Source organism: Paraburkholderia sp. RL17-383-BIF-A (assembly GCF_046028015.1).
Classification (GTDB): Bacteria; Pseudomonadota; Gammaproteobacteria; order Burkholderiales; family Burkholderiaceae; genus Paraburkholderia.
Genome location: NZ_JARESR010000004.1, coordinates 329,299 through 352,450 on the forward strand (window position 1 = coordinate 329,299; position 23,152 = coordinate 352,450).

Genomic DNA, 23,152 nt, shown 5'->3' on the forward strand with positions numbered 1-23,152 from the left:
TTCTAGGAGGATATTATGAACGGTTGGGATGCGGTCTTCTTTCCTCCGTCTAAGCGCTACGGCGAAGAGATGGCACAGCGGCTCAGGCTTGTGGCGGGCGTGCGACGACTGTCAACGATTCGCGCCAGAAACATATTTGCGCGGATGTGCGGCTACGGAGACTGGGACGACCTCGGCGATAACTTGATGAATGACCGGATTACCGTAACGGTTTGGGACGATGAGCTTGACCCTGATACGTTCGGCGAGCGAATGGACATGCAGCTTGGTCCACTGGTTGCCGCTCTGCACGTGTCGGTAAATCGCGCGATGGCCATTCTTGATGCTTTGCAGCCGTCGCGGCGTCAGCACTCACCGACGGACGACGGTCTGGACGATTTCTGTGCGAAATTCGACGAGTGGCGCGTCCACATGCGCACGCTCCCGGTCCGTCCGACATCGAAGAAGATTGCCAAGTGCCGCAGGGCATTTGGGAAAGATGGTCTGTGACGGCCCGACTTTCTACGGAAAACCACGGAAGCCAAGGGGGACGGCGCGTAAACGCTTTGACTCCGGTGCTGGGCAAATTCAGCTTGGCGTCATTCTCGTGAGATTTCGGGGCGACTTGCGTGTGTCCAGAAGCGTTTACGCTTTCCGTAAGGCATTCATTGCACATGACGTTTTGTCGATGTGGTTCAAAATCCGGCTTCTGTAAACGCATCTAATTCCGATGCGCACGACGACTCGCGAGCGACGCAAGCAAAACCGCTGTGACCCACGTCGCCGCCTTTCCATTCATGTCTCACTCCGATCCCTCCACACAGGCTTACTGCTTCTGTGGGACGGGGAATTTCCAGGTGCCGTCAAATACTGACTGTCCCGGGCCGTAAATCCGGGCGATGACGTTGTATGCGCCCGTCGGTGCGGGCAGCCAGTTCGATTCCTTCTCCTTGCCGGGCGAGTCGTGCTGAACGTAGATATCGAGAGAACCGTCGGCACCGTATTTCAGGCCCTTCGTGCGGTCACCAATCGAATAACGATGGATGGAATTCGCCACGAGATGACGTCCGGGCAGGTCGTACATTGTCATCGACCAAAAGAACTTCGCGGGCGGCAAGTCCTTCTTGTCAAAGTGAATGACATACGGCTGGGAACCTAGCAACTGTTCGCGGTCTGCATTGACGCGCGTGCCTACGTAGACAGCTTCTTCCTTGGTGTTGCCGTAGATGCCCATGGCCGCGGCGACAGCCCTCTTCATATAGTCGCCGTTCATCTCCTGCCGGGAGCCAAAGATGTCGTAGGAACTCGTCGTATGCTTTTCCGCATCGGCTAGCGCAGCTTTGCCATCCGCCACACCTGCTTCGATAGCTTGCCGGATATCAACTGGCAGCGCGGAAGCATCAAAGGGTCTGCCGGGCGCGATACCAATCTTTGAAAACCGCTCCATCAGTTCGACTTCCGACGGCGCAGGCGGCTGCGTATATTGCAGCAGGAAATTCACGTATGAGATGAAGTCGATGGATGTCGCCTTCGGCTCGTCCCACTTCGGAAAGGCCACCTTTGGAACAGAGGGCGGTGCCTTGGCATGCTCAAACGAAGAAAGCGGCGTGAGCCGGTACTGCTTCTGGATAGCCTGCATGGCGCTCACGTCGTCGGGGCCATTTAATGCTGTGCGTCCCAGCGTCAGAATGAAGTCGGTCTCCGAACGGAAGACCTTGTCGATACCTTTGGGCGTCTCGCCGTGCCAGTTCGGTCCCGCAAACAGGTAGTGGCCGCCTTGGTTGCCCGTCGTTCGCGAGCCGACGTAGGCGAAGTTATAGGTGAACAGGTCAATCCATTGAAAGACAAAGTATCGATTCTCGGGTACCGGAGGAACAGTCAGCACCCAAGGCTCTCGCCTGAGGTCGAGCCATGCCCATGAATATGGCGTGTCGTTATTCGGAGTGACGATTTCCTTGTTCTCGGGGCCGTAGGGCTGCGAATAGTTTCTGAATTTCCCAAATCCCCCTACGTAGGCCTTGGCAGTAGGGTCAATCGCCTGCTCGTACATCGTCTTGTAGTTGTAAAGCATCGGATACGCATAGATGAACGCATCCTTTGCAATCGTCCTGGCTTCCTCAGGAGTTGCCGTTACCGATGTCGCTGCCGTTGTTGCACTGGCTGGAGCAGAGGTCAGGCAGCACATTCCCATAAAAATCAATAAGCATGTCGAGGTGGAAATAAAGAGCTTGGAAAGTTTCACTATTTAACCTCTCAGAGTCGCTTCGTTATTTTCCGAATGTCAGGTTCAGCCCGGCGAATAGCGTGAACTGAGGTACCCCGGCGCCAGAGTGAGCCACCGAATACTGAGGTTCGATAAATGCGTTATAGATGGTCGAGCCGCTCTTCCATGCTTTGCCCGCACCGAGGCCGACCGGAATGTAATACGTACCACGCTGGAGGTCGAAGGTCCATGTGCCGGTTGACCGGATGTACCATCCGTCAGGCAGATTGAAGATGCCGAATGGCTGGGCCGTGAGCGATTGTGTTGTGGGTCGCCCGCTCTGGCCAGCGAAGGAATGCTGCCACTGTACAAGCGCGCCGAGCAGACGCGCCTTCGTGGCACTGACGGCGACCGCAGCAAGTCCCGCCTGCCATTTCCCTGTGCCCAAGCTTGGGTCCGTGGCGGTCGGCGCCGTGATCAGCGGGCCGACACCTATCTGGATATCCGACTGCGATAATAAAAAAATGTCGAACAGATTGATGTCGCCAAGGCCCGTGTTGTAGCCGCCCGAGGCGTCCGGGCGAGTGCTGACCGGCACCGTCGCCCGGAAAATCTGTGGGACGCCAATGGGCCCAATCGGGCCGACCGGAACTGTCGGCCGCAAAAGTAAATCGTTGGTGTGACCGCTGACCCCGAACAGGTTTGGCGTGAAGTAATTCTGTATGTTGAACGAGGGCGCCGCGTTGAGCGGGTTATTACTCTTGTTCGCGTCGTCCGCTGAGCTTTGTGCGATGGCACTGCTTGCGAGCATGCCGAACAATATCGCGCAAAGAGACTGGCTGCGTAGGTTGGATCTTCTCATCGTTTGAACCCCGGAGAAACGACCGCTTTGAACGCACAATGCCCTATCCCGTTTGGGATCGCATGCTGGAAAAACACCCGCCAGGTCTTTCTTTCGGGCCTACGGTTGCCCGCAAACAACCTTACTCCCGCACCAATTCCACCGCTGCCGCCGAAACAAACTCCGCACGCACGCTATCGCCGACTTTCAACTGTCCAAGGGGAATCCCCTTGGCGGCCCTGAGTTCCTGTTGATGTTTCGGGCCACGCAGCGTCACCATGCGGTTCTTGCGATCGATCTTCATCACGGTCGCGACCACCTTCACGCTATGCGCCGACGAAGCATAGCCTGCCGAGGCCGGTATCGCAGCGGTCGTCTCCACGCGTTCGCGCACACCCCTGGTGGACAATCTGTCGATGCTAAGCAGCAGCGCCTGCTGGTACGCAACGTTGAGCTTGTCGCCGACTCTGAGCCGACTGACATCCGCGAGAGCGGGATTGACGTCCACGTCCGCCAGGTTGCCGCGCGGGCCGCGCAGCGTGACGCTATTCGTGGCGGTGTCGATGGCGACCACACGGACTTGAGCGTGAATGAGCTCGGCGCGTGCGAGCGCCTGCTGCCCGGCGTGGGCATCGGCGTCCTGAGCGAAGCTGGATTGACAGGGCGCAACGGTGAGAATGCTCACCAGCGCGGCCGCCCGCCACATGACAGCGGCCGATGAAGCGAATCTGCGCGGACAGGTCATTCGCTGCTCCCGAAGTGATCATCACGATCGATTAACGCAAGCGCGCAACGCAATCGATAAACCCCAGCGATCAACGCAAAAACGGCGACTTCTCGCGCCTACAACTCCGGGCGCGCCAGGTCGCTGGCCACAATGTGTTCGCCATACACCTGCGCCGCCGCGATCGCTTCCAGCTTGGTCGCATACGGCCCGAGCTCTGGCGCGCCGTCGAACGGAAAGAGCACGCGTGCGTCGGTGGTTCGAACCACTTTCAACACGCCGAAAAAACGCTTGTATCCGGCGAGCTTCGACGTCGCTGAAATTTCAAAATCGTCCTCGGACGTCGCGGGGACGCTGGGAATAAATGCGGTCTTGGCCATACCTGAAAACATCGCTTGTTCAATGGGCCGACAGCGGCAAGAACGCCAAGCCTACACCCGGTTGTACCGGGAAAACATTCGCCGGCGGGTTTCATTGTCTCAAATCCCGGCGGATTCGGCCGGTGGGTCCACAAGCGAACCGGCGAGCGGCCGTCGATCAAGCCGGTCGCCGGCATCGTCAGGCGCGTTTATGTGCCGCGCGAGATGACCGTTATATGGCAAGAATGTAGTGCGATTCACGGCTGCGTCATACGCGCTGCATAAAGTTTGTCCCCACTAAAAACGCCAATACAAAGGGGCACTCCATGTCACAACGCAGCGGCTTGCGTGCATTCTTCATGGTCGCTTGCGCGGTCCTGATCGGCCTGATCGTCGCCGCGTGCGGATCGTCATCCTCGTCGCTCAAATTGAGCGGTCAGCAGCAGATCCGCCACGTCTTCGTCATCACGCTCGAGAACGAAAACTACGCGACCACCTTCGGTGCGAACAGCAAGGCGCCGTATCTGTCGCAGACGCTCGCTTCGCAGGGCGCGATGGTGCAGCAGTACTACGGCACGGGGCATGTGAGCCTCGACAATTACATCTCGATGATCAGCGGCCAGGCGGCGACGCCGGAAACGGATAACGACTGCATCACCTATCAGGACTACAAGCTCACGGGCGTGACATCGGACGGCCAGGCGATCGGCTCGGGCTGCGTCTACCCGGCGAGCGTCAAGACGTTGCCGGACCAGTTGAAGGCCGCGGGCTACACGTGGAAGGGCTATGAAGGCGACATGGGCAACGATCCGACGCGTGAAGCCGCCACTTGCGGCCACCCGACGCTCAACACGACCGACCTGACGCAGTCTGCCGAAGCGCCGAGCGCCGCCGTGCCGCTGGGCGACCAGTACGCGACGCGTCACAACCCGTTCATGTACTTCCACTCGATCATCGACTCGGCGGACTGCGGGCAGAACGTCGTCAATCTGAACAAGCTCACGACCGACTTGCAGTCGGTCTCGACCACCGCCAACTTCAACCTCATCACGCCGAACCTGTGCGACGACGGCCATGACGCGCCGTGCGTGAACGGCCAGCCGGGTGGCCTGACGAGCGCGAACACGTTCCTCCAGAAGTGGGTGCCGATTATCACGGCGTCACCGGCGTTTCAGCAGGACGGTTTGCTGATCATCAACTTCGACGAAAGCAGTTACGCGACGGTGACGCAGTCGGGCACGAGCGAGGATCTGATTTTCACCGGCGCGACCTGCTGCAGCCAGCAGCCGGGGCCGAATCTGCCGTCGTTCCCGCAGACGTCTTCGCTGACGTACAAGGGTTTGACGATCAACCTGACCAAGCAGAGCTTCGGCGGCGACCAGACCGGCGCGGTCATGATCTCGAAGTTCATCAAGCCGGGTACGGTATCGACGGTGCAGTACAACCACTATTCGATGCTCAAGAGCATAGAAGACATCTTCCAGCTGGACCACCTCGGCTACGCGGGCCAGGCCGGCCTCGTCGGGTTCGGCAGCGACATCTTCACGAACCTGTAAGCGATTCGATGCTGTCTTCTGCAATGCAATTGACCGCGCGCGCCGGCCTGAATTGGGCGGCGCGTGCCGCGCTGCTCGGCGCCGCGCTGATGTCCGGTGCGGCCGCGGCAGCGCCGGCCGCTACGAACCCCGCCTATAGCGACGCCGCCGCGCTCGGCAAGCTGATGTTCTTCGACGCCTCGCTGTCGGCCTCGGGCAAGATGTCGTGCGCGAGCTGCCATAGCCCGTCGCATGCGTATGGGCCGCCCAACGGCCTCGCAGCACAGTTGGGTGGGGCGGACATGCACTCGCAGGGCACGCGCGCCGTGCCGAGCCTGCGCTACGTGCTGAACCGCACGCCGATGTGGAGCCACGCGCAGGCTGCCAGTCTGTCCGAGCGTCTGAGCGAAACGGACAACGCGCCGGTGGGCGGTTTCGGCTGGGACGGGCGCTTCAACCGTTTGCGCGATCAGGCGAGTTTCCCGCTGTTCAATCCCAACGAGATGGCCAACACGGATCCGGCGGCCGTGCTCGCAAAACTGGAGCACGCGCCCTATGCGGCGCGTTTCAAGGAAGTGTTCGGTCAGAACATCTTCGTTGATCGCGCCAAGGCGTTCACGCAGGCCATGTACGCGATCGAGCGTTTCGAGCTTGAAGACCCGAGTTTCCATCCGTACACGAGCAAGTTCGATTACTATCTGGACGGTAAATTGCAACTAACGGCACAAGAATTGAGAGGCAAAAAGCTGTTCGACAATCCCGAGGGTGGCAATTGCGCCTCCTGCCATATCGACCAGGTCGGCGCCGACGGCTCCCATCCGCTTTTCACCGACTTCAACTTCCAGGCGCTCGGCGTGCCGCGCAATCCGGAATTGCGGGCCAACTCCGATCCGAAGTACTTCGATATGGGGCTGTGCGGCCCGCTGCGCACCGATCAGGCGAGCGACAAAAGTAATTGCGGGCTCTTCAAATCGGTGTCGCTGCGCAATACGGCGACGCGTCAGGTGTTTTTCCACAACGGCCGGTTCCATACGTTGAAGGACGCGTTGCGCTTCTACGTGCAACGCGACACCAATCCGGCGAAGTGGTATCCAGAAGATGCGCACGGCAAGATCGACAAATTCAACGACTTGCCCGTCGCGCTACGCGTCAACGTCGACACGACAGACGAGCCGCTCACACGCAAAGCCGGCGAGCGTCCGGTCTGGTCGGAGCGCGATATCGACGACGTCGCCGCTTTCCTCGCCACGCTGAACGACGATTACGTTACAAAGCCGAAACCCACGCATTGAACGCGAAAGAAGCACGGGCGGCCGCAATTCCTAAGACGAATTTCGGCTCGTTCTGGGTCTAATTTGGGGGCAGAGCTATAATGGCCGGATCCCCTTTTCTTTCCCGTCCTCCGTTATGAGCCGGTTACTCTGTCTGATCGTGCTGTCGCTCGGCCTGATGCAGACCGCGGCGGCCGACGAAAACACCGAGCGAATGTCCGCGTATCTCACGCATAAATTCGGCTTGGCAAAGGAAAAGGCTGAAAAGATTTCCGACGCGGTGCAATCCGCCGCCTCGAAATATTCCCTCCCGCCGGCGCTCCTGCTGGCGATCATCTCGATCGAATCCCGCTTCAAGGAAAAGGCCAAGGGCGCCAACGGCGCGACCGGGCTGATGCAGGTGGTGCCTGGCGCGCATCGCGGGCTGCTGAGGAACGTCAAGGATCTCACTGAGCCGACCGCGAACATCGAAGTGGGTTCGGCGATCCTGTACGGCTACATGCGCTCGGCCAACGGCGACATGAACGCCGCGCTCAAGAGCTACGGCGGCTCGCAGGCCTACGCGCAGAAAGTGAGCTTGAAGGTTGAAGATTTCGCGGCGGTCGCCACGCCTCAAGACTCTGATCGACAGGCGGATGCGCAGGCTGTCGCGTGCGCGGCGCAACCCGCGCCCGACCATTGCGCTGCGCTGGATAGCTGGGCCGATGCGTTCACGATTCCGGCCGTCAGCGCCGCCGGGAAAAATGGCGCGACCGCGTCGTCAATGGGACTTCCCGCTACGTCGCACTGAGCGACATCCCGTTTTCGCTGTTTCTTCTCTCACGGCGTCGCGGCCGTGGTAATGCGCTGTCACGTCCCGTGATATGCCGGAGTGCGTGCTTTTTACGCATATTTGGCAACCGCTCTACAATGCATTCCCATTCGCGCTCACGCGGCGTCTCTTCCGATCGACCATGCCGACCTCGTTTTTTAAAGCCCCTGCCGCCGCGCTCGCCGGCCTCCTGACCCTTGCCGCCTGTAGCAGCGCGCCGCAGCAGAAATTCCAACAGGAACTGTTCGAAACTGGCGCGAGCCCGTATGCACGCAATTTCAATTCGAGCGCGACGGATACCTGCGAGGCCGCGCGTCGTGCGCTATTGAGCCAAGGCTATCTGACGACGATGACGCGCAACGACACCGTCGATGGCACCAAGAATTTCCAGCCGACCGGCGATAGCCACGTGGTCGTCGAATTTCACGTGGTCTGCACGCCCGGGGAAGAGGCGAGCGACACCAGCATCGTCTACGTCAATGCCGTTCAGAACGGCTTTGCGCTGAAGAAAAGCGACACCTCGGCGAGTGTCGGGCTGAGTGTGCTGGGTTCGCTGTCGCTGCCGATCCGCTCGAACAGCGATGCGATGGTCAAAATCTCGAGCGAAACGATTCCCTCGGGCAAGTTCTACGACCGGTTCTTCGGCCTTGTCGATCACTATCTGCAAACGGTGGTGCGCACGCAGCCGGTCGCGAACAGCCGCATCGAGACGCGCCTCCTGCCGGTGCCGGTTCAAGCGGCGGCTCCGGCGACTGTTCGCGAGATGCCCGACGCGATCGGCACGGCGGCGTCCGTGCCACCGGCGAGCGGAGTCGGCGTGGCGCCTTGAGTGATCTAAGGGAGTTCGCCGGGTGGAGGTTGATCAAGCGCTGATCAGCCTTCAATCTCACCGCGAAGCATCACTTATCCTATGTCTTTTACTTCATATGTATATATATGTAGTAATAGTTAACAAGGGTTAACCCCTTCTGTGGATAACTCCCAAATGTTCCGTCACATCAATGTCATGCAAACTCCACAACCCTGCGGAACACGTCTGTAGAAAAACTACAAACCTGGGATAAGTTCGATGGCGCCTGGCTGATGGGCCGTCTTATCAAGATTCCGCACACAGGCTGTTCCACGCGCTATCCCGAAGTTATTCATAGGGAACTGTGGATAACTCGCCTTCGAGCCCCTTTCTTCAACTGCTGCCGGGCAGGTTTTTCAACTTCGCCATGCGCTCGCCACCGTACAGACCGCAGCCGCCCCGACGCGCACATTCAAGACGGACGGTACAAAGATTGCGTCTCTCTTTTTGCAAGCGCGACTGTTGCTATTTAGTCAAAACCATTTCGGTAACGGCCGATCCAGGCATAGAGTTAAAGTGTTTTCTGAAGTTAATGGTGCGGTGCGGGGGTGTGGAATGAAACGTAGAACAGCACGACAGCTTGTCCGTCTTCTCTCGGATATTCGACATGCCACCCATTGCAGCACGCTACGGGCGGCAGCCACCAACCGGGCCATTACGCTCGCATCCGCTGAACACGACGCGGACGTTGCGGACAGCGACGGCAACACCGATCCCACGCGCGACGCGCATCAAGACAAGCCAGCCCGGAGCGGATCATGAGAATGGCAAGCGAACAGTCGCTGCGGTTTCTAGTGGAAAAATGGCTTGCGCCGGAGCCTTCCGTGCCGGTCCATGTCACCGAATTCAGCCGTACCCGCCTAGGTGGCCGCCGCTATGTACGCGTCGAGACGTCGCTCGAGGCGGGCTCACGCGGGTTGTTCTTCTTTCGTCACGACGACGGCTGCTGGTGTGTATTTCCGCCCACCGCGGACACGCCGGCTTTGTATGCGCAGTCGCGAGCTGCGTAAAGACGGCCCGCAATCCAGCAACGCCGACCGCCTACGCAAATAGCTCGCACTCTTCGACACGCGATAGGTTGACCGGCTATATCCTCAAGCCGATGCATTCAGGACGATGTATGGGGCAAGCGTTCACGCCCGCGTCGCCATGCCGGCATCACCTGACACACGATCAATCCCGCCAGCATCAGCGCGCACCCGAACAGCGCGCGCGCCGACAGTGTCTCGCCAAGCACGAGCCAGGCCGCTAGCACGGCGAACACGCCCTCCATGCTGAAGATCACCGCCGCATGCGACGGCGCCGCATGCTTTTGCGCGACCACCTGAATCGTGTAGGCGATGCCGACTGACAGCGCTCCGCCGTACAAAATGGTCGGCGCGGCACGTGTAATTACCGCCAGACTGAACGGCTCGACGGCGAGACCGACAACAAGGCACGCTAGCCCACACGTCACGAACTGCACGAGCGCGAGCATGAGCGTGTCATGACGTAGCGCGAAGCGCCCGACCAGCATCATCTGGATGGAGATGACGAGTGCGCCGGCCAGTTGATACCAGTCGCCGTACAGCATCGAAAACTGCGCGTTCACGCTCAGAAAATACATGCCTACCGCCGCGAGCGCCGCACCGAGCCACGTCCCGATTCCCGTGCGATGTTTGAACAGCACGCCCAGCAGCGGCACGATTACCACGTACAACGAACTGATGAAGCCCGCATTGGCGACCTTCGTGTATTGCAGGCCGATCTGTTGCAACGAAATCGAGGCGGCCAACACCACGCCGAGCAGCACGCCGGCACCTAACAGCTCGCGTGCGCCACCGGGTTCGCGCTTCGACAGTTCGGCCAGCGCGGAGCGCCGGACACAAACAATCAGCGTCAGCACGACGAGTGCGCCGAGCAGGAAGCGCAGTCCCGTGAAGAGAAACGGTCCGATCGCGTCGAGACTCAGGCGTTGCGCGACGAACGCTGAGCCCCAGATCATCGCGGCGATCAGCATCAGCATATTGGCATGCAGGTGTTGGCGGGTTTCGGCTTTCAAAGGTGGTCTTTCAGGTTCGATGGTGATGACAACGCGTTCGCGGCTGACTGGCGGCGTCGACTCGATGAGCGCGTCGCCGTTCGGCCGCAGACATGATACGTGTGCACCGCGAGGGCTGATGTCCGGACATCCCTCACTATCGGCATCTTCGATCAGACGCACTGGACCTTGAATGATCCGATCGACGCATCTCGTTCGCAGCGCGCCCGACTCGGGCGATAATCGCGCGACGGCCAACAGTTCAGTGCACGACTGACCCAGCGAGCCGGCTGATTTTCAGGCAAACGCAATGGATGAGAAAGACTGGATCGCCGGCGCGGCCAAAGCGCTGGCGATCATCGAAGCATTCGACGAAGAGCACGCCCGCATGACACCGACCATGGTGGCTGGGCGCGCGGGCCTGTCGCGCACGGCGGCGCGTCGCTATCTGCTGACGTTGCGCGAACTCGGCTACGTGGACACCGACGGCAAGCTATTCTGGCTCGCGCCGCGTGTCTTGCGGCTCGGCCAGTCGTATCTGGATTCAGCGCGCTTGCCGCGCACCGTGCAGCCGTTTCTCCAACGCATTACCGCAACGGTGCAGGAAACCGCGCTGGTGGCGATTCTCGATGAACACGACGTGGTGTATGTGGCGCGCAACGGCGTGAACCGGGCGATGGCGGTCGGCTTCGTGCTCGGCTCGCGCGCGCCCGCGCCGTTGTCGTCGGCGGGACTGGTTTTGCTGGCGTTTCAGGCGCCGGAGAGCATCGAGCAGTGGCTCGCGTCTTACCCGATCAAGGTATTCACGCCTCACACCTACTCGACGATCGAACAGTTGCGTGACGTGCTCGGGGAAATTCGCCGCAATGGCTACGTGGTCACCGACCAGCAACTGGAATTGGGCGTGCGCGGCGTCGCGGTGCCGTTGCGTGACCGGCATGGTTCGGTCGTGGCGGCGATCAGCGTCAGCATGCCGATCGGACAGGAGTCGGCGAACGCCGCGTTGCATCGCGTGTTGCCGACCCTTCTGGAGAACGCCAGCCTGTTGCGCAACCTGGTTTGATGCGGTCTAGGTGAATCCCCTGGTAGGCGGCGCTTGACGAGTGAAAGCGTGTCGAAAGCAAGCTGTCTCCCGGAAAATACATATCGAGTTTTGGGCATGACAAACCGCCTACACTGCGTAATACTCTCCCGCGGGGAGCGGGAAGGCGCCTCAAGCCCTGTCTGCTTCACCGTGCAGCTTATTCATTCACATTGACTCAGTCGTCCAGGTTTGGGGAACAACACATGAAAAAAGTTATCGTCTCGCTCGCAGCCGCTTCGATCGCGCTGGTTTCCGTTCAAGCTTTCGCACAAGCGTCGGACGCAGCAGCACCGGCTGCTGCAGCAAGCGCGCCGAAGAAGCATCACGTCAAGAAGCTGAAGACGCACGGCAAGCGCGCTCCGGTTTCGGCAGCCGCTTCGGCAGCTGGCACGAACGACAAGGGCACGCAAAACTAAGCTGCGGCCCGATTTTTCGGGCCAGCCTCGCCGGTTGACCGTTCCGAGCCGCTTGTCGGCAGGTGCAATGTGATCCGGATGAAGGCGTCGTAAGCAAAAAGGCCAGAGCTCGTGCTCTGGCCTTTTGCATTCCGGGCGCGGTTGTCGCGGCGATTAGCCTGCCAGGCCACGCTTGATGACTTCGTTCAGCAGTCCGCTCATTCCTTCGGGATGGGTCGCGGCCCGCTCTTTCAGCTCGGTCACCAAATCGCCGTTCAGCTTGCACGCGAATGCGACGAGGCCCTGCGCCTGATCGAGCTTGCGCTGTTCGCGGCGATCGAGCTTCGGCTCTGCGGCCGCGGCTTTGCCGAAACGGTCGGCCGTCGACAGCTTCATTGCATTGTTCAGCTTGAGTGCCTTGTTCTTTTCAAGGTCGGTCTTTTTCATCGCCATACGGAAGGCCTCTGCCAGATAAGTAATCCCGCATTGTACGCACCGCGCCGGACGTCGGGCGAGCGCGCGGCGCCAGGGGCTTCACCTGCATCGATCGCCGCGCAAAGTGGGATCCAGAGTAAGCACCTCAATCGGAGCTCAGGCAGACCGGCCAGGCGCGGCCGCCACGCTGTCCATGAGCGCGCGCATTCTCTGCCAATGGGTGCCTTCCCAAAACACGCGACGGCACACGTCGCAGGTAACGAACTGTGCATGCCTTTCCAGCACGCCGTCGGGAGCGCGCGTGCCGACTTCCTCCTTGGGGATGCGCCGTAGCGGCACATTGCACATCAGACACAAGCGAAACGGTTGCGCGCTGCCGGCCAGATCGAGCCGTTCAAACACTTCGCGCAATTGTTCGCGTGGTCTGAGCGTGCGGACATAGCAGCCATGCGTGATGCTGCGGCGTTTCAATAACTCGCGGTCACGTGTCAGGACGATGCGCTGTTGCGCGGCGGCCAGCGCTTCGATGTCAGCGTCGGGAAAGTGGTTGTCGTACAGCGTATCGAAGCCGGCAAGCCGCAGGAGCGGCGCGAGGCCGCCCAGATGCGCGTCGGCGATGAAGCGGACCACGCGCAGCGGCCGTTCGCGCACGCGCAGAAGCGGCTGGATGTCGAGCGCTTCAAACTTCGGATACACGGCTATGCGATCGCCGTCCGAGAGCGGATGATTGAAACCGACCGACTCGCCGTTGACCAGAATCAGCTCGACCTCGGTGTGCGGCACGCCGAGCACCTCGATCATGTGCTTGGCGGTGGCGCCCGGCGCGCAGGCATAACTGAACGCGCGCCGGCGTAGCGGGCGCGCGAGAAAATCGTTCAGCTCCTCGTAGAAGCGGAATGTCGCGGTCACCATCACCGCAGTATCGCACCGTGTTTCATTGCGTGCTGTCCTGCACGTGTCGCATGGGTGTGCTTTACTTCCAGTTCTTTAGAAGACGGAGCGACAGATGGACATCGGTTTTATCGGTCTCGGCGAGATGGGCGCCGCGATGGTTGCAAACATTTTGAAAGCCGGGCATCAGGTGCGCGTGTGGAATCGCTCGCCGGAACGTGCGCAGCCGCTCGTCGATGCAGGCGCGCGGATCGTCGCGACGCCGGCCGAAGCGTTTGCGGGCGACGCCGTGTTCTCGATGCTCGCCGACGATAGCGCGTTGCGCGAGGTCATCACCGCCGCCCTGCTGGAACATGCTCCGCGTGGACTGATTCACGTGAACATGGCGACGATCTCGGTCGCGCTGGCCGAGGAACTGGCGACGGCGCACGCATCGCGCGGCGTTCACTACGTCGCCGCGCCGGTGTTGGGCCGGCCCGATGTCGCTGCGGCGGGCAAGCTGACCATCGTGGCGGGCGGACCGGCGGAGTCGATCGACCGTGTTCAGCCGATTTTCGACGTCATCGGCCAGAAAACCTGGCGCATCGGTTCGCTGCCGCAGCAGGCGAATGTCATGAAGCTCGCGGCTAACTTCATGCTGGGCGCGGCAGTCGAGACGCTCGGCGAAGCGGCCACTCTGGTGACCGGGCACGGTCTGGCGATGCAGGATTTCCTCGACGTGATTACGAGCGGCCTGTTTCCGGGCCCGGTCTATTCGGGCTACGGCAAGCTGATCGCGGAGCAGCGCTACGAGCCGGCGCTGTTCAAGGCGCGTCTTGGCCTGAAGGACATGCGTCTGGCGCTGGCCGCGGCTGAGGCCGTGACGACGCCGCTGCCGATCGCCAGCGTAGTGCGTGACAGTCTGATCGAAGCGGTGGCTCACGGCGACGGCGAGAAGGATTTCGCCGTGCTGGGCCAGGTCGCCGCACGGCGAGCAGGGCGCTAAGAGGCACTGACATGCAGTGGTGACGGGCGCGGGCGGGCATAATAGCCGCCCGATCCTATTTCGCCGTGATTCCCATGAGCCTGCATACCTGGTGGTTGTTCGTCGCCACTGTCTTTGTCGTTTCCGCGATTCCCGGTCCGAACATGCTGCTCGTGATGACGCACGGCGCCCAGCACGGCTTGCGCCGCTCCAGCGCCACCATGGCGGGCTGCCTGTCGGCGCTGGTGCTGATGCTGGCGGTATCGGCGGCGGGGCTTGGCGTGTTTCTCGAAGCCTGGCCGGCCATGTTCAACGCGCTGCGGATGATCGGCGCGGCCTACCTCGTGTATCTCGGCATCAAGGCATGGCGCGCGCCGGCCGACGAAGCCGCCGCCGGCAACGCCGACGAACTGGCCGCCAGGCCCGCGCGTTCGCGCCTCGCGCTGTTCCGCAACGGGTTCCTCGTCGCGGGCAGCAATCCGAAGGCGATTCTGTTTGCCGCGGCGCTGTTGCCGCAATTCATCGACGCCGCTCAGCCCAAGCTGCCGCAATTTGGTGTGCTCGTGGCGACTTTTGCCGTGATCGAGGTGAGCTGGTATCTGGTGTACGCGGGGTTTGGCACGCGCATTGGCGCGAGATTGAAGAGCCGCAGCGTCGCCAGGATGTTCAATCGGCTGACCGGCGGCGTGTTCGTCGGATTCGGCGCGATGATGGCGCTGGTTCGCCACTGATCGGAAGGGGCAGCGCCTTCGACAACGGGGGATACACAAGACACCTGGCAGGCTGTTGCATTTTTGCAACGTTGAGGGTCTACCCTAATTTGCATGTTGCGCCGCACCAAAGCATTTGCTATATTCTGTCTTGTCTCCTCCATGTCTCCTCTGATATGGATTCAGCCCGCCCAATTAGGCGGGCTTTTTTTTGCCCTGAATTTTTTGCACTGAGTTCGCAGCATCCCCGAAAAACACAAGCCGGCTGGCCCTTTCGCAGGGCCGCCGGCTTTGTTGCGTCGGCACGGAACTCAGAACTTGTACGAGACGGCGAGGAAAGAAATGATCGGATCGGCGCTCAAGTCCGCCTTCGAGACCCCCAGCTCCGTGCCATCCGCCGCCTTGATGATGACCGACGAGGTTGTCTTCAGCGGGATGTAGGTGACCGACGCCACGAGCCCCCAGTGATCCGTGATGTTGTACGCGAGCCCCGCGTTGAACACCGGCGCCCACGACGACGACGCCTTCGCCGACACCTGCGTCTGCCCCGGCTTGCCCGCGCCGGCCGCCAGCACCGCGCCGAGGTTGTTCTGCGTCGACTGGACGAAGTTCTGGCTCAACTGAATGTCCGAGAACCAGTTGTACGACACACCCACGCCGACAAACGGGCGGAACTTCGCCGTCGGCTCGTTGAAGTAGTACTGGAACAGCAGCGCCGGGCTCCACTGGCGCACGCTCTTCACGATCGGATTGGCCTGCGGATCGCCCAGATCCTGCTGGCCGAGCGCGCCTGCCGGTCCAGGCGGTTTGATGACGCCGTGCCCATAGATCTTGAACACCGGCGGCACACCGGCCACGGTCGTCACGGCAATGTGATCGGTGAGGTAATGGCTGAACACCAGGCCGACGGTATCGGCGCTGCCGGTCGACAAACCCGTACCGGCCGAAGTGAACGAGCTTGGCAGGCGCAGCGGCGTGTTGATCGGCGTCGGCGCGACGTTGGTGGTGAGCGGCGTGCTCGAATCCTGCGGCATCACGTGAAACCAGCCGAGTACCGCGACGTTGTCGCCCGCATGTTGGGCGTGCGCGCCGGCTGACAGGCAGGCGGCCATTAACGCGAAACAGATTCTTTTCATGTTGTTCCTCCTGAGGCGCGCGTGAAGCTGATCGCGCGCGGCAAGCGACGGCAGGTCCGCGACCGCGCCGGTGCGCTGCTTATTCGGTGGGCGCCGGCTGCCGCGCTGTGACGCCGCTGTGACGCCGCTGTGACGCCATGCGGCAGCCGGGACGCGAACGCCACGTTGCAAAGTGGCGGCGCGTGCGGCGCCCATTACTGGACGAAGGCGCCGATCGTGAAATACGGCGAAGCCGCGTTGGTCAGATCGAGGTAGCCGAACACCCCGCCCGTGAAGATCATCTTTCCGGTCGGCGTGGTGCCGGTCGAGGCGCCCACTCGCGTCGTCGTTACCACGCCCGGCACGGCTTGCGTGAAGTCCAGATTCAGCGCCGTCGCGAGCGATGCCTGCGATGCGTTGAACGGATCGAGCAGCGTGGCCTCGGTGCCTTCGAGCGCGGTGGTGCGGTAGTCGAACTGGCTATCCACGCCGATGTACTCGCCGTTTTGCGAGTTCACCGTGATCGCGCTTCGCGGCGCCAGAATCGAGATGCCCGACTCGTCGTCGGCGTAAGGCCCGAGCGCGCCGTTTTGCGGCACGGTCACCGACGAGTTCGCCGCGCCCGTTCGCACCAGAATCGGCACTAACTGGTTACGCAGCTTGCCGACGATCATGTAGCCGCGCGCTTCCGGGGTCGTCGCGAGGGTGGGCTTCGCCTGGCCAAGGAAGTTGTTGGTCTGGAACGCGCCGCTGCCGTCCGCCGACTGCGCGAAGTTGCCGCCGGGTTGCTGACACTTGCCGGCGTTGATGCCGGAATTGTCACACTCGGTCCACGTGCCGTCCGCATTGATCGTGATCTTCGAATCGACCGCGACCGGCGCGAAGTTTTGCGACGGTACCTGGTGATAGCCGAGCTGGTTGTACGTGCCGGCCACGTTCGCCAGATTCGTTTCAATCGAAGAGAAGCCGATGAACGGGTAGTACGGGAACTTGGTATCCGGCACGGCGCCTACGCCGAGAATCCCGCCGAACGAAATTTCCGCGCCCGGGATCGTGCCGCCCGCCACGCCTTCGCCGACGAAAATCCGCGCCGGACGATTCGGGTCGAGACTCGCGCCGTTCAGGCGGAATGCGCACTGGTTGAGCTTGTTGGTCGGCAGCAGGGTTTCCTGGGTGAGCGTGCCGCTGGCTGACTGCCCGGCGCGCGTCGGGACGACAGTGCCGGTGGTTGCCGGGATCGGCGACTCGATGTAATTGATCTGCCAGGTCATCTTGGTCGTGTCGAGTTGCAGCTTGACCAGTTCGCCGTCACCGCCGCCGCCCGTGAATACCGTGCCGTAGTCCAGCGAGGCAGGGCACAGCCGGACTTCCGTCACGGGCCCGTCACCGCCGCCGCCGCCACCACACGCCCCCAGCAACGGTGCAGCAAGAGCGAGCACCGAAAGGATTCTCCATTTCATACCGCCTCCAGAATTTTCTCGTTGTGTGTGGCCGGCTCCCAGTCCAGCCACCTGATTTATTTATGTCTCGTACTGCGAACTGCCGGTCCGTTGTGACTTACTTGCTGATTTGCGCGCCAATGCCGAAGTAAGGTGCGCTCGAAGCCGTCCCGTTGAGTTGCGACGTCGGCGCTACGCCGCCATTGACGGTCCCTTGAATCTCGATCGCATAGAGGCCGCCCGAAGCGATCGCGAGGCCTTTTTGGCCGTTGGCCTGCTGGACACCGACCAGTCCGGGACTCGGCAGGCCGTAGCCCAGACCGAAGCCGTCTTCCGCCGCCGAAGTCGACGGGTTGATGAAGGTGCCGACGCCGCCCTGGATCAATGCGGCGGTGTACTTGAAGTTGGAGTCGGCACCTACGTAGCCGCCGTCGAAGCCGCCGGACGCAAGCGGTTTAGCCGCGGCCAGCAGGGCGATGCCGGATTCGTCGTCGACCTTGGCGTCGGAGTGCAGCAATACCGCGGTGCCCAGGTTGACGGAGCCCGTGCGAATGACGAGCGGCACCGTCGCGCCGTTGATCTGGCCGAGGATCATGTGCGCCTGCGCCGACACGCCGCTCGGCTGGTTCAGTGGCGGCAGCTTGAGCTGAGTGCCGATCTGCGGCGCATTCTGGCTGTCGAAGTAGCCGCTGGCATTGGCGGTCCACGCCGTGCCCGTCGTCAGGCAGCCGCTCGCGCTCGGCGTAAATGCCGCGTTGGCGGGATTCGAGCCCGTGCAGTTGCCTGCCGCGTCGAAGGTTTCGACCGTGTTGGTCGCGGTCGCCGCGTACGAGCCGGACGGCACGAGGTGATACAGCAGACCGTTGTAGGTGCCGGCCAGTTTGGTGATGTCGGCGGTCGTGCTGGCAAACCCGAGGAACGGATAGAAGTCGAAGTGCCGGTTCGGTACCGCGCCGACGTGATCGAGGATGCCAGGAATGATGGTCAGGCCGTCGTACTCGACAGTTGCGCCCGGAATGCCTCCGCCGGCCACGCCCTGGCCGACCAGAATCATCGGCGGGTTCGGGTTGTTGACGAAGTCGGGCGTCGTGTAGGTCGTGCCGTTCGCGGGCGCGGTGCCGGTGCCTTTGCCGAGAATGAAAGCACAGCGGGTTTGCTCCGCGGTCGGCAGCATGCCGGTTGGAGGATGGATCACTGCACCGGTAATCTGTGTGCCTTCGCGCGTGATGGTGACGTCGGCGCTGGTCAGCGGGATCGGCGACTTGAGCCACTTCAGCGAGTAGGTCATCGCTGTCGCGTCGATATTGAGTTGCACGACTTCGCCGCTACCCGCTCCGCCGAGGAACGTGCTCTTGACGATGTCGGCCGTGGCGGGACACAACGCAGTCGCACCGGCGCTCGAGGTCGGCGGACCTTGCACGCCGCAGCTCGCGCCTGAGCATTGCGCGGGGTTGACCGGGCCTGGATTGTCGGCCTTGCCGCCACCGCAGGCGATCAGGAATGGGGCCGTGGCAATGGCCATCGCCAGGCCTCGAGTAATGGCGTGCGACATGCTGCTGTCTCCCTTCATGTAATTGTGCGAGCTAATTTCGCTGTGCGGATAATGGCTGTCAATTGAATGAGCCGTCTAAAAAGACTGATTCAAACAGCGTTCCTTTTCCCGGACGCGCACCGCGTGGACACTGGCGGCCCTTTTAAACAAAAAATGATTTTTCGGCCTGGAGAGGACATCGTTGCTTCGCCGCACTGCCTTGCCAGGCAAGCGTTACAGCAAAATGGCTCTATGATCTTCGAACGACCGTTCGCGAAAAAATCCGGAGTTTCCCTATGCGGAAAACTATGCTGTGGGCGTGGTTCTCAGGAATGAATTACCGGCAGTTTCTCAAGCATTCGGATTTTTATTTTTTAAGTAATGCGGGCTTCTACCGATTAACTGCGGGAAATGGAATTGAAATTGGCGGGATTTAAAACAGAAAGGCCGATCCTGGTGGACCGGCCTTTTTTGTGACTCGACGGCGCATTGCCGCCGGTAGCGCAGGGTTGATCAGCGTTTCAAGCCGCTGCCTTCGCTGGCGCCGATCGCGAGGTTCATGCACTGGATCGCCGCGCCCGACGCGCCCTTGCCCAGGTTGTCCAGACGCGCGACGGTCACGAAGCGCTCTTCGTTGCCGAACACGAACAGGTCGACGCGGTTGGTGTCGTTGTTCGCCTGCACGTCGAAGAAGCCGCTGTTGAGATTTGCTTCCGCGTCGAACGGCGCAACGTGCACGAAGGCCTCGCCCGCGTAGTACTCGGCGAACAGCGCCTGCACGTCTTGCGGTGTGGCCTTCTTCGCCAGCTGGTTCGGCGAGAAGAAGGTGGTGACCGCGAGACCCTTGTAGAAGTCGCCCACGATCGGCGTAAAGACCGGCGCCGATTTCAGGCCCGTATGCGCGGCCATTTCCGGCAGATGCTTGTGAGTCAGACCAAGCGCGTACGGACGCGGGCTCTTGAGCTTGTCGTTGTCGCCGGCTTCGTAGTCGGCAATCATTTTCTTGCCGCCGCCGCTGTAGCCGGTGATCGAGTAAGCATGCGCGGCGAACTCGGGTGCCACCACGCCTGCTTCGACCAGCGGACGCATGGCGAGCACGAACGCCGACGCATGGCATCCCGGCACCGCAATGCGTTTCGCCGTGCGCAGACGCTCGCGCTGCGAGCGCGCCAGCTCGGGCAGGCCGTAAGCCCAGTCGGCGGAAGTACGGAACGCGGTGCTGGCATCGATCAGCACGGTGCGATCGTTCTCGACCAGCGAAGCGGATTCGCGCGATGCGACGTCGGGCAGGCACAGGAACGTGACGTCGGACGCATTGATGAGACGACGGCGCTCGTCGAGGTCTTTGCGCTTCGCTTCTTCGATACGCAGGATCTCAACGTCGGCGCGTTGCGACAGGTATTCGAAAATCTTCAGGCCGGTCGTACCTTCCTGTCCGTCGACAAAAACTTTCGTGCTCATCTCGATCTCACTGGCTTGCTGGAAACAGGGCGCGACACCGCGCCGGAACGTTATTTTAAGACCTGATGGCGGCCGACGTGCAAAAGGGGTGAAAAAACGACGATGCACGCCGAACGTCACATCGGCGTGACCCGTTGTGCGGCAGATGCCAGCCGATGCCGGCCGGATCGCGGCAATCCGTGCGTCAGCGGGCGGCGGCGATCCAGCGTGCCGTGACGCCGGCCACCCGTGCGCCGAACATCCGCGCCGTTTCCAGGTCGCCGGCGGGCGGTGCTTCTTCCGGCGACGCATCGGCCGGTGACTGCGTGAGCAGGCCGGTCGAGCCGCCCACATAGTTCAGGTCGTTGCGGGTCGCCGCCTTGGTGTTGGACGGCATCATGCCGGTGCCCGCCCAGATCATGCCGTGCTGCATGGCCAGCGTGACGAAGTACTGGATCGTCGAGAACTTGTCGCCGTTCATGGTCGCGGAGTTGGTGAAGCCGGCCGCGATCTTGTCCTTCCACGTCTGTCCGAACCATGGTTTCGAGCTCGCGTCGGCGAACTTCTTGAAGTCGGCGGAAGGGCCGCCCATGTAGGTCGGCGCGCCGAAGATGATGGCGTCGGCCGCGGCGAGTTCGGCCCAGGCCGCCTCGTCGATCTCGCCGACCGGCAGCAGTTTCCCGTCCGCGCCGGCTTCGAGGGCGCCCGCCAGCACGGCCTCGGCGACTTTCTTCGTGTGGCCGTAGCCGCTGTGATAAACGATGACGATCTTCGACATGTAACACTCTCCAGCAAAATGAACGAGGATGGGTGAGGCACGGCAATGGTGCGCAGTGGTGTCGGCGCTGCCCCGGCAAGCATGACGCGTACCGTCGAGCTGCACATTAGCGTGCGCGAATGACAGAATTTCGGCGCGGGCGGCAATACGACGCAAGCCGTGCGCCAAGCGAGGCTCCGGCCGGCGCTCGTGCGCCTGGCTTGCGCGCGCTGCAAGGCGCGAGTCTAGCGACCGTAATTGACCACGAGCCGAGCACTGCCAAGTGTGGCGGTGCTGATCTCGTGGTCGAACATCAGCGCGGGGCGGCCTTGCGCGAGGCGCAGGTCGGCGCTGCTGAGCGCATAAACGGTGATGATGTAGCGATGCGGTTTGCCGGGCGGCGGACACGGACCGCCGTAGCCGTCGGTATCGAAATCGTTGCGCGCTTCGACCGCGCCCAGTTTGCTGAGGAACCCGGAAGAACTCGCATTCTCCGGCAAGCTGCCGACCGTAGCCGGAATGCCCGCAACTGACCAATGCCACCATCCGCGGCCTGGCGCATCCTGATCGAACATGGTGACCGCGAAGCTGCGCGTGCCGGGCGGAGCGTCGTGCCAGGAAAGTTGTGGCGAGCGGTTGCCGCCTTTGCAGTCGTCCTGATTGAAAACCTGAGCGGCTTCCACGGTGCCGCCCGCCCGGAAGCTGGCGCTAGTCAACGCAAACGCCCCCTCGGCGAAGGCGTATGGCACGTGCGCCACCCATAGCGCGAGCCCGAGCATAGCGCAGGGAAAAAGCGGCGAACGGCGCAACGGTGAAGCATTCGAAACGACCAGGCAACGCGAGTGCATGTGCCGGTTCTCCAGTGAGGGCGCGAGGCGGTAGCGCTCGCGAAAGTTATTGTCCCTATTTTGTGCCCCAAGGTCGGTCCAAGTCTAACATTAGCTCTGCTACGCACCATTGTTGCGCAGTCCGGTGGGATATACGGGCGAGAATCGGCTATAGTCGGAGGAATTGTCCGCGCGAACGCAGGCCGCGTCCTCATCCGTTTACGAAATAGAAAACAAAGGCATGTCAGAAGTTCTGGAGAGTGGTTTATCTGTCGAGGGGAGGGCAATGCAAGATCCTGTCAGGGTCGTGGTCGCTGACGACCACCCGGTTATTCTGTTCGGGGCCGAGCAGGCTCTGCTCAAGTTTCCTGGTCTGCAAGTGGTCGCGCGTGCGCGGCAGTCAACCGAATTGATCAAGGTGCTGCAAACCATGGCTTGCGACGTGCTCGTCACGGATCTGGCCATGCCGGGTGGCCAGTATGGCGACGGCTTGCCGCTGATTGGCTATCTGCGCCGAAATTTCCCCAACCTTCCCATCGTCGTCCTGACGATGCTGGAGAATGCCGCGTTGCTGAAGCGGCTGAGCGAACTCGGCGTCACCTCGGTCGTCAACAAGTCGGACGATCTGAGCCACATTGGGCTCGCGGTGCAGCATGTGAGCCGGAACCTCGAGTACATGAGCCCGTCGGTCAAGGCTTCGTTAGATGCGTTGCGCATGAATGCCGGCGGCAAGAACGACGAAGTCATGCTGTCCAAACGTGAGCTGGAGGTGGTGCGTCTGTTCGTGTCTGGCATGACGATCAAGGAAATCTCCGAGCAACTCAACCGCAGCATCAAGACGATCAGTACACAGAAGAACACCGCCATGCGCAAACTCGGCATTGAGCGGGATTCCGAATTGTTCCAGTACGCGCAGAGCAATGGCTTGCTGAATCTGTCGTCGCATTCGGCGGAAGAGCCCGGTGGAACGT

24 protein-coding genes are annotated in these 23,152 nt (G+C 61.5%); 11 read left to right on the top strand and 13 right to left on the bottom strand.

Annotation, left to right across the window (positions count from 1 at the left end; all coding sequences use genetic code 11):
• Positions 1 to 15 precede the first annotated feature (15 nt).
• Entirely contained in the window at positions 16 to 489 is a 474-nt protein-coding gene (locus P0D71_RS07235) for a hypothetical protein (RefSeq protein WP_408181385.1), read from the top strand.
• 316 nt (positions 490 to 805) lie between these two features.
• Here P0D71_RS07235 and P0D71_RS07240 read toward each other — a convergent pair whose 3' ends face one another.
• From P0D71_RS07240 to P0D71_RS07255, 4 genes are all read right to left on the bottom strand, one after another.
• A complete protein-coding gene (locus P0D71_RS07240) occupies positions 806 to 2,221 on the bottom strand; it encodes a DUF1254 domain-containing protein (protein ID WP_408479558.1) in 1,416 nt (471 codons plus the stop codon).
• Positions 2,222 to 2,246: 25 nt separating this feature from the next.
• Positions 2,247 to 3,044 (bottom strand): hypothetical protein, encoded by a 798-nt coding sequence (locus P0D71_RS07245; protein WP_408479559.1) that lies wholly within the window; start codon positions 3,042 to 3,044, stop codon positions 2,247 to 2,249.
• Between the two features lie 121 nt (positions 3,045 to 3,165).
• Entirely contained in the window at positions 3,166 to 3,768 is a 603-nt protein-coding gene (locus tag P0D71_RS07250) for a hypothetical protein (protein ID WP_408479560.1), read from the bottom strand.
• 98 nt (positions 3,769 to 3,866) lie between these two features.
• A complete protein-coding gene (locus tag P0D71_RS07255) occupies positions 3,867 to 4,127 on the bottom strand; it encodes a DUF6723 family protein (protein WP_091798249.1) in 261 nt (86 codons plus the stop codon).
• A gap of 305 nt (positions 4,128 to 4,432) precedes the next feature.
• On the opposite strand from P0D71_RS07255, the gene P0D71_RS07260 reads away from it, so the two are divergent.
• From P0D71_RS07260 to P0D71_RS07280, 5 genes are all read left to right on the top strand, one after another.
• Entirely contained in the window at positions 4,433 to 5,662 is a 1,230-nt protein-coding gene (locus tag P0D71_RS07260; protein WP_408479561.1) for an alkaline phosphatase family protein, read from the top strand.
• Between the two features lie 8 nt (positions 5,663 to 5,670).
• Positions 5,671 to 6,933: a cytochrome-c peroxidase gene (locus P0D71_RS07265; protein ID WP_408479562.1), complete on the top strand. Its 1,263-nt coding sequence runs from the start codon at positions 5,671 to 5,673 to the stop codon at positions 6,931 to 6,933.
• Between the two features lie 115 nt (positions 6,934 to 7,048).
• Positions 7,049 to 7,702, top strand: coding sequence for a lytic transglycosylase domain-containing protein (locus tag P0D71_RS07270; RefSeq protein WP_091798254.1), 654 nt, complete (start codon positions 7,049 to 7,051; stop codon positions 7,700 to 7,702).
• 163 nt (positions 7,703 to 7,865) lie between these two features.
• Positions 7,866 to 8,552: a DUF2242 domain-containing protein gene (locus P0D71_RS07275; RefSeq protein WP_408181371.1), complete on the top strand. Its 687-nt coding sequence runs from the start codon at positions 7,866 to 7,868 to the stop codon at positions 8,550 to 8,552.
• A gap of 779 nt (positions 8,553 to 9,331) precedes the next feature.
• Positions 9,332 to 9,583: a hypothetical protein gene (locus P0D71_RS07280; RefSeq protein ID WP_091798257.1), complete on the top strand. Its 252-nt coding sequence runs from the start codon at positions 9,332 to 9,334 to the stop codon at positions 9,581 to 9,583.
• A gap of 98 nt (positions 9,584 to 9,681) precedes the next feature.
• Here P0D71_RS07280 and P0D71_RS07285 read toward each other — a convergent pair whose 3' ends face one another.
• Positions 9,682 to 10,614 (bottom strand): DMT family transporter, encoded by a 933-nt coding sequence (locus P0D71_RS07285; protein ID WP_408479563.1) that lies wholly within the window; start codon positions 10,612 to 10,614, stop codon positions 9,682 to 9,684.
• Positions 10,615 to 10,903: 289 nt separating this feature from the next.
• On the opposite strand from P0D71_RS07285, the gene P0D71_RS07290 reads away from it, so the two are divergent.
• Complete coding sequence (locus P0D71_RS07290; RefSeq protein ID WP_091798262.1) at positions 10,904 to 11,656, top strand: IclR family transcriptional regulator domain-containing protein; 753 nt, start codon at positions 10,904 to 10,906, stop codon at positions 11,654 to 11,656.
• Positions 11,657 to 11,880: 224 nt separating this feature from the next.
• The gene (locus tag P0D71_RS07295; RefSeq protein ID WP_091798264.1) at positions 11,881 to 12,093 is read left to right on the top strand and encodes a hypothetical protein; all 213 of its coding nucleotides are present in this window, start codon (positions 11,881 to 11,883) and stop codon (positions 12,091 to 12,093) included.
• 153 nt (positions 12,094 to 12,246) lie between these two features.
• Here the strand turns inward: P0D71_RS07295 and P0D71_RS07300 are convergent, their stop codons facing one another.
• Entirely contained in the window at positions 12,247 to 12,525 is a 279-nt protein-coding gene (locus P0D71_RS07300; protein ID WP_091798267.1) for a hypothetical protein, read from the bottom strand.
• A gap of 138 nt (positions 12,526 to 12,663) precedes the next feature.
• On the bottom strand, positions 12,664 to 13,419 hold the full coding sequence (locus P0D71_RS07305; RefSeq protein ID WP_091798270.1) for a Mut7-C RNAse domain-containing protein: 756 nt from the start codon (positions 13,417 to 13,419) through the stop codon (positions 12,664 to 12,666).
• A 94-nt stretch (positions 13,420 to 13,513) separates the two neighbouring features.
• On the opposite strand from P0D71_RS07305, the gene P0D71_RS07310 reads away from it, so the two are divergent.
• Positions 13,514 to 14,383 carry an NAD(P)-dependent oxidoreductase gene (locus tag P0D71_RS07310; protein ID WP_408303271.1) on the top strand — a complete coding sequence of 290 codons (870 nt, stop codon included), beginning with the start codon at positions 13,514 to 13,516 and terminating at the stop codon, positions 14,381 to 14,383.
• Positions 14,384 to 14,457: 74 nt separating this feature from the next.
• Positions 14,458 to 15,093 carry a LysE family translocator gene (locus tag P0D71_RS07315; RefSeq protein WP_091798275.1) on the top strand — a complete coding sequence of 212 codons (636 nt, stop codon included), beginning with the start codon at positions 14,458 to 14,460 and terminating at the stop codon, positions 15,091 to 15,093.
• Between the two features lie 290 nt (positions 15,094 to 15,383).
• Here the strand turns inward: P0D71_RS07315 and P0D71_RS07320 are convergent, their stop codons facing one another.
• The 6 genes from P0D71_RS07320 to P0D71_RS07345 all read right to left on the bottom strand — a co-directional run bounded on the left by P0D71_RS07320 (position 15,384) and on the right by P0D71_RS07345 (position 22,202).
• Positions 15,384 to 16,208 carry an OmpW/AlkL family protein gene (locus tag P0D71_RS07320; protein ID WP_408181358.1) on the bottom strand — a complete coding sequence of 275 codons (825 nt, stop codon included), beginning with the start codon at positions 16,206 to 16,208 and terminating at the stop codon, positions 15,384 to 15,386.
• Positions 16,209 to 16,402: 194 nt separating this feature from the next.
• Entirely contained in the window at positions 16,403 to 17,647 is a 1,245-nt protein-coding gene (locus P0D71_RS07325; protein ID WP_408479564.1) for a DUF2957 domain-containing protein, read from the bottom strand.
• 97 nt (positions 17,648 to 17,744) lie between these two features.
• Entirely contained in the window at positions 17,745 to 19,178 is a 1,434-nt protein-coding gene (locus tag P0D71_RS07330; protein ID WP_408479565.1) for a DUF2957 domain-containing protein, read from the bottom strand.
• 492 nt (positions 19,179 to 19,670) lie between these two features.
• Positions 19,671 to 20,618: an N-acetyl-gamma-glutamyl-phosphate reductase gene (gene argC / locus P0D71_RS07335; RefSeq protein WP_408479566.1), complete on the bottom strand. Its 948-nt coding sequence runs from the start codon at positions 20,616 to 20,618 to the stop codon at positions 19,671 to 19,673.
• Positions 20,619 to 20,802: 184 nt separating this feature from the next.
• Positions 20,803 to 21,375 (bottom strand): flavodoxin family protein, encoded by a 573-nt coding sequence (locus P0D71_RS07340; protein ID WP_091798284.1) that lies wholly within the window; start codon positions 21,373 to 21,375, stop codon positions 20,803 to 20,805.
• 224 nt (positions 21,376 to 21,599) lie between these two features.
• Entirely contained in the window at positions 21,600 to 22,202 is a 603-nt protein-coding gene (locus P0D71_RS07345; protein WP_408479567.1) for a YbhB/YbcL family Raf kinase inhibitor-like protein, read from the bottom strand.
• A 265-nt stretch (positions 22,203 to 22,467) separates the two neighbouring features.
• On the opposite strand from P0D71_RS07345, the gene P0D71_RS07350 reads away from it, so the two are divergent.
• Positions 22,468 to 23,152: response regulator (locus P0D71_RS07350; protein WP_408479568.1), on the top strand; the 685-nt coding region annotated here is incomplete at its 3' end.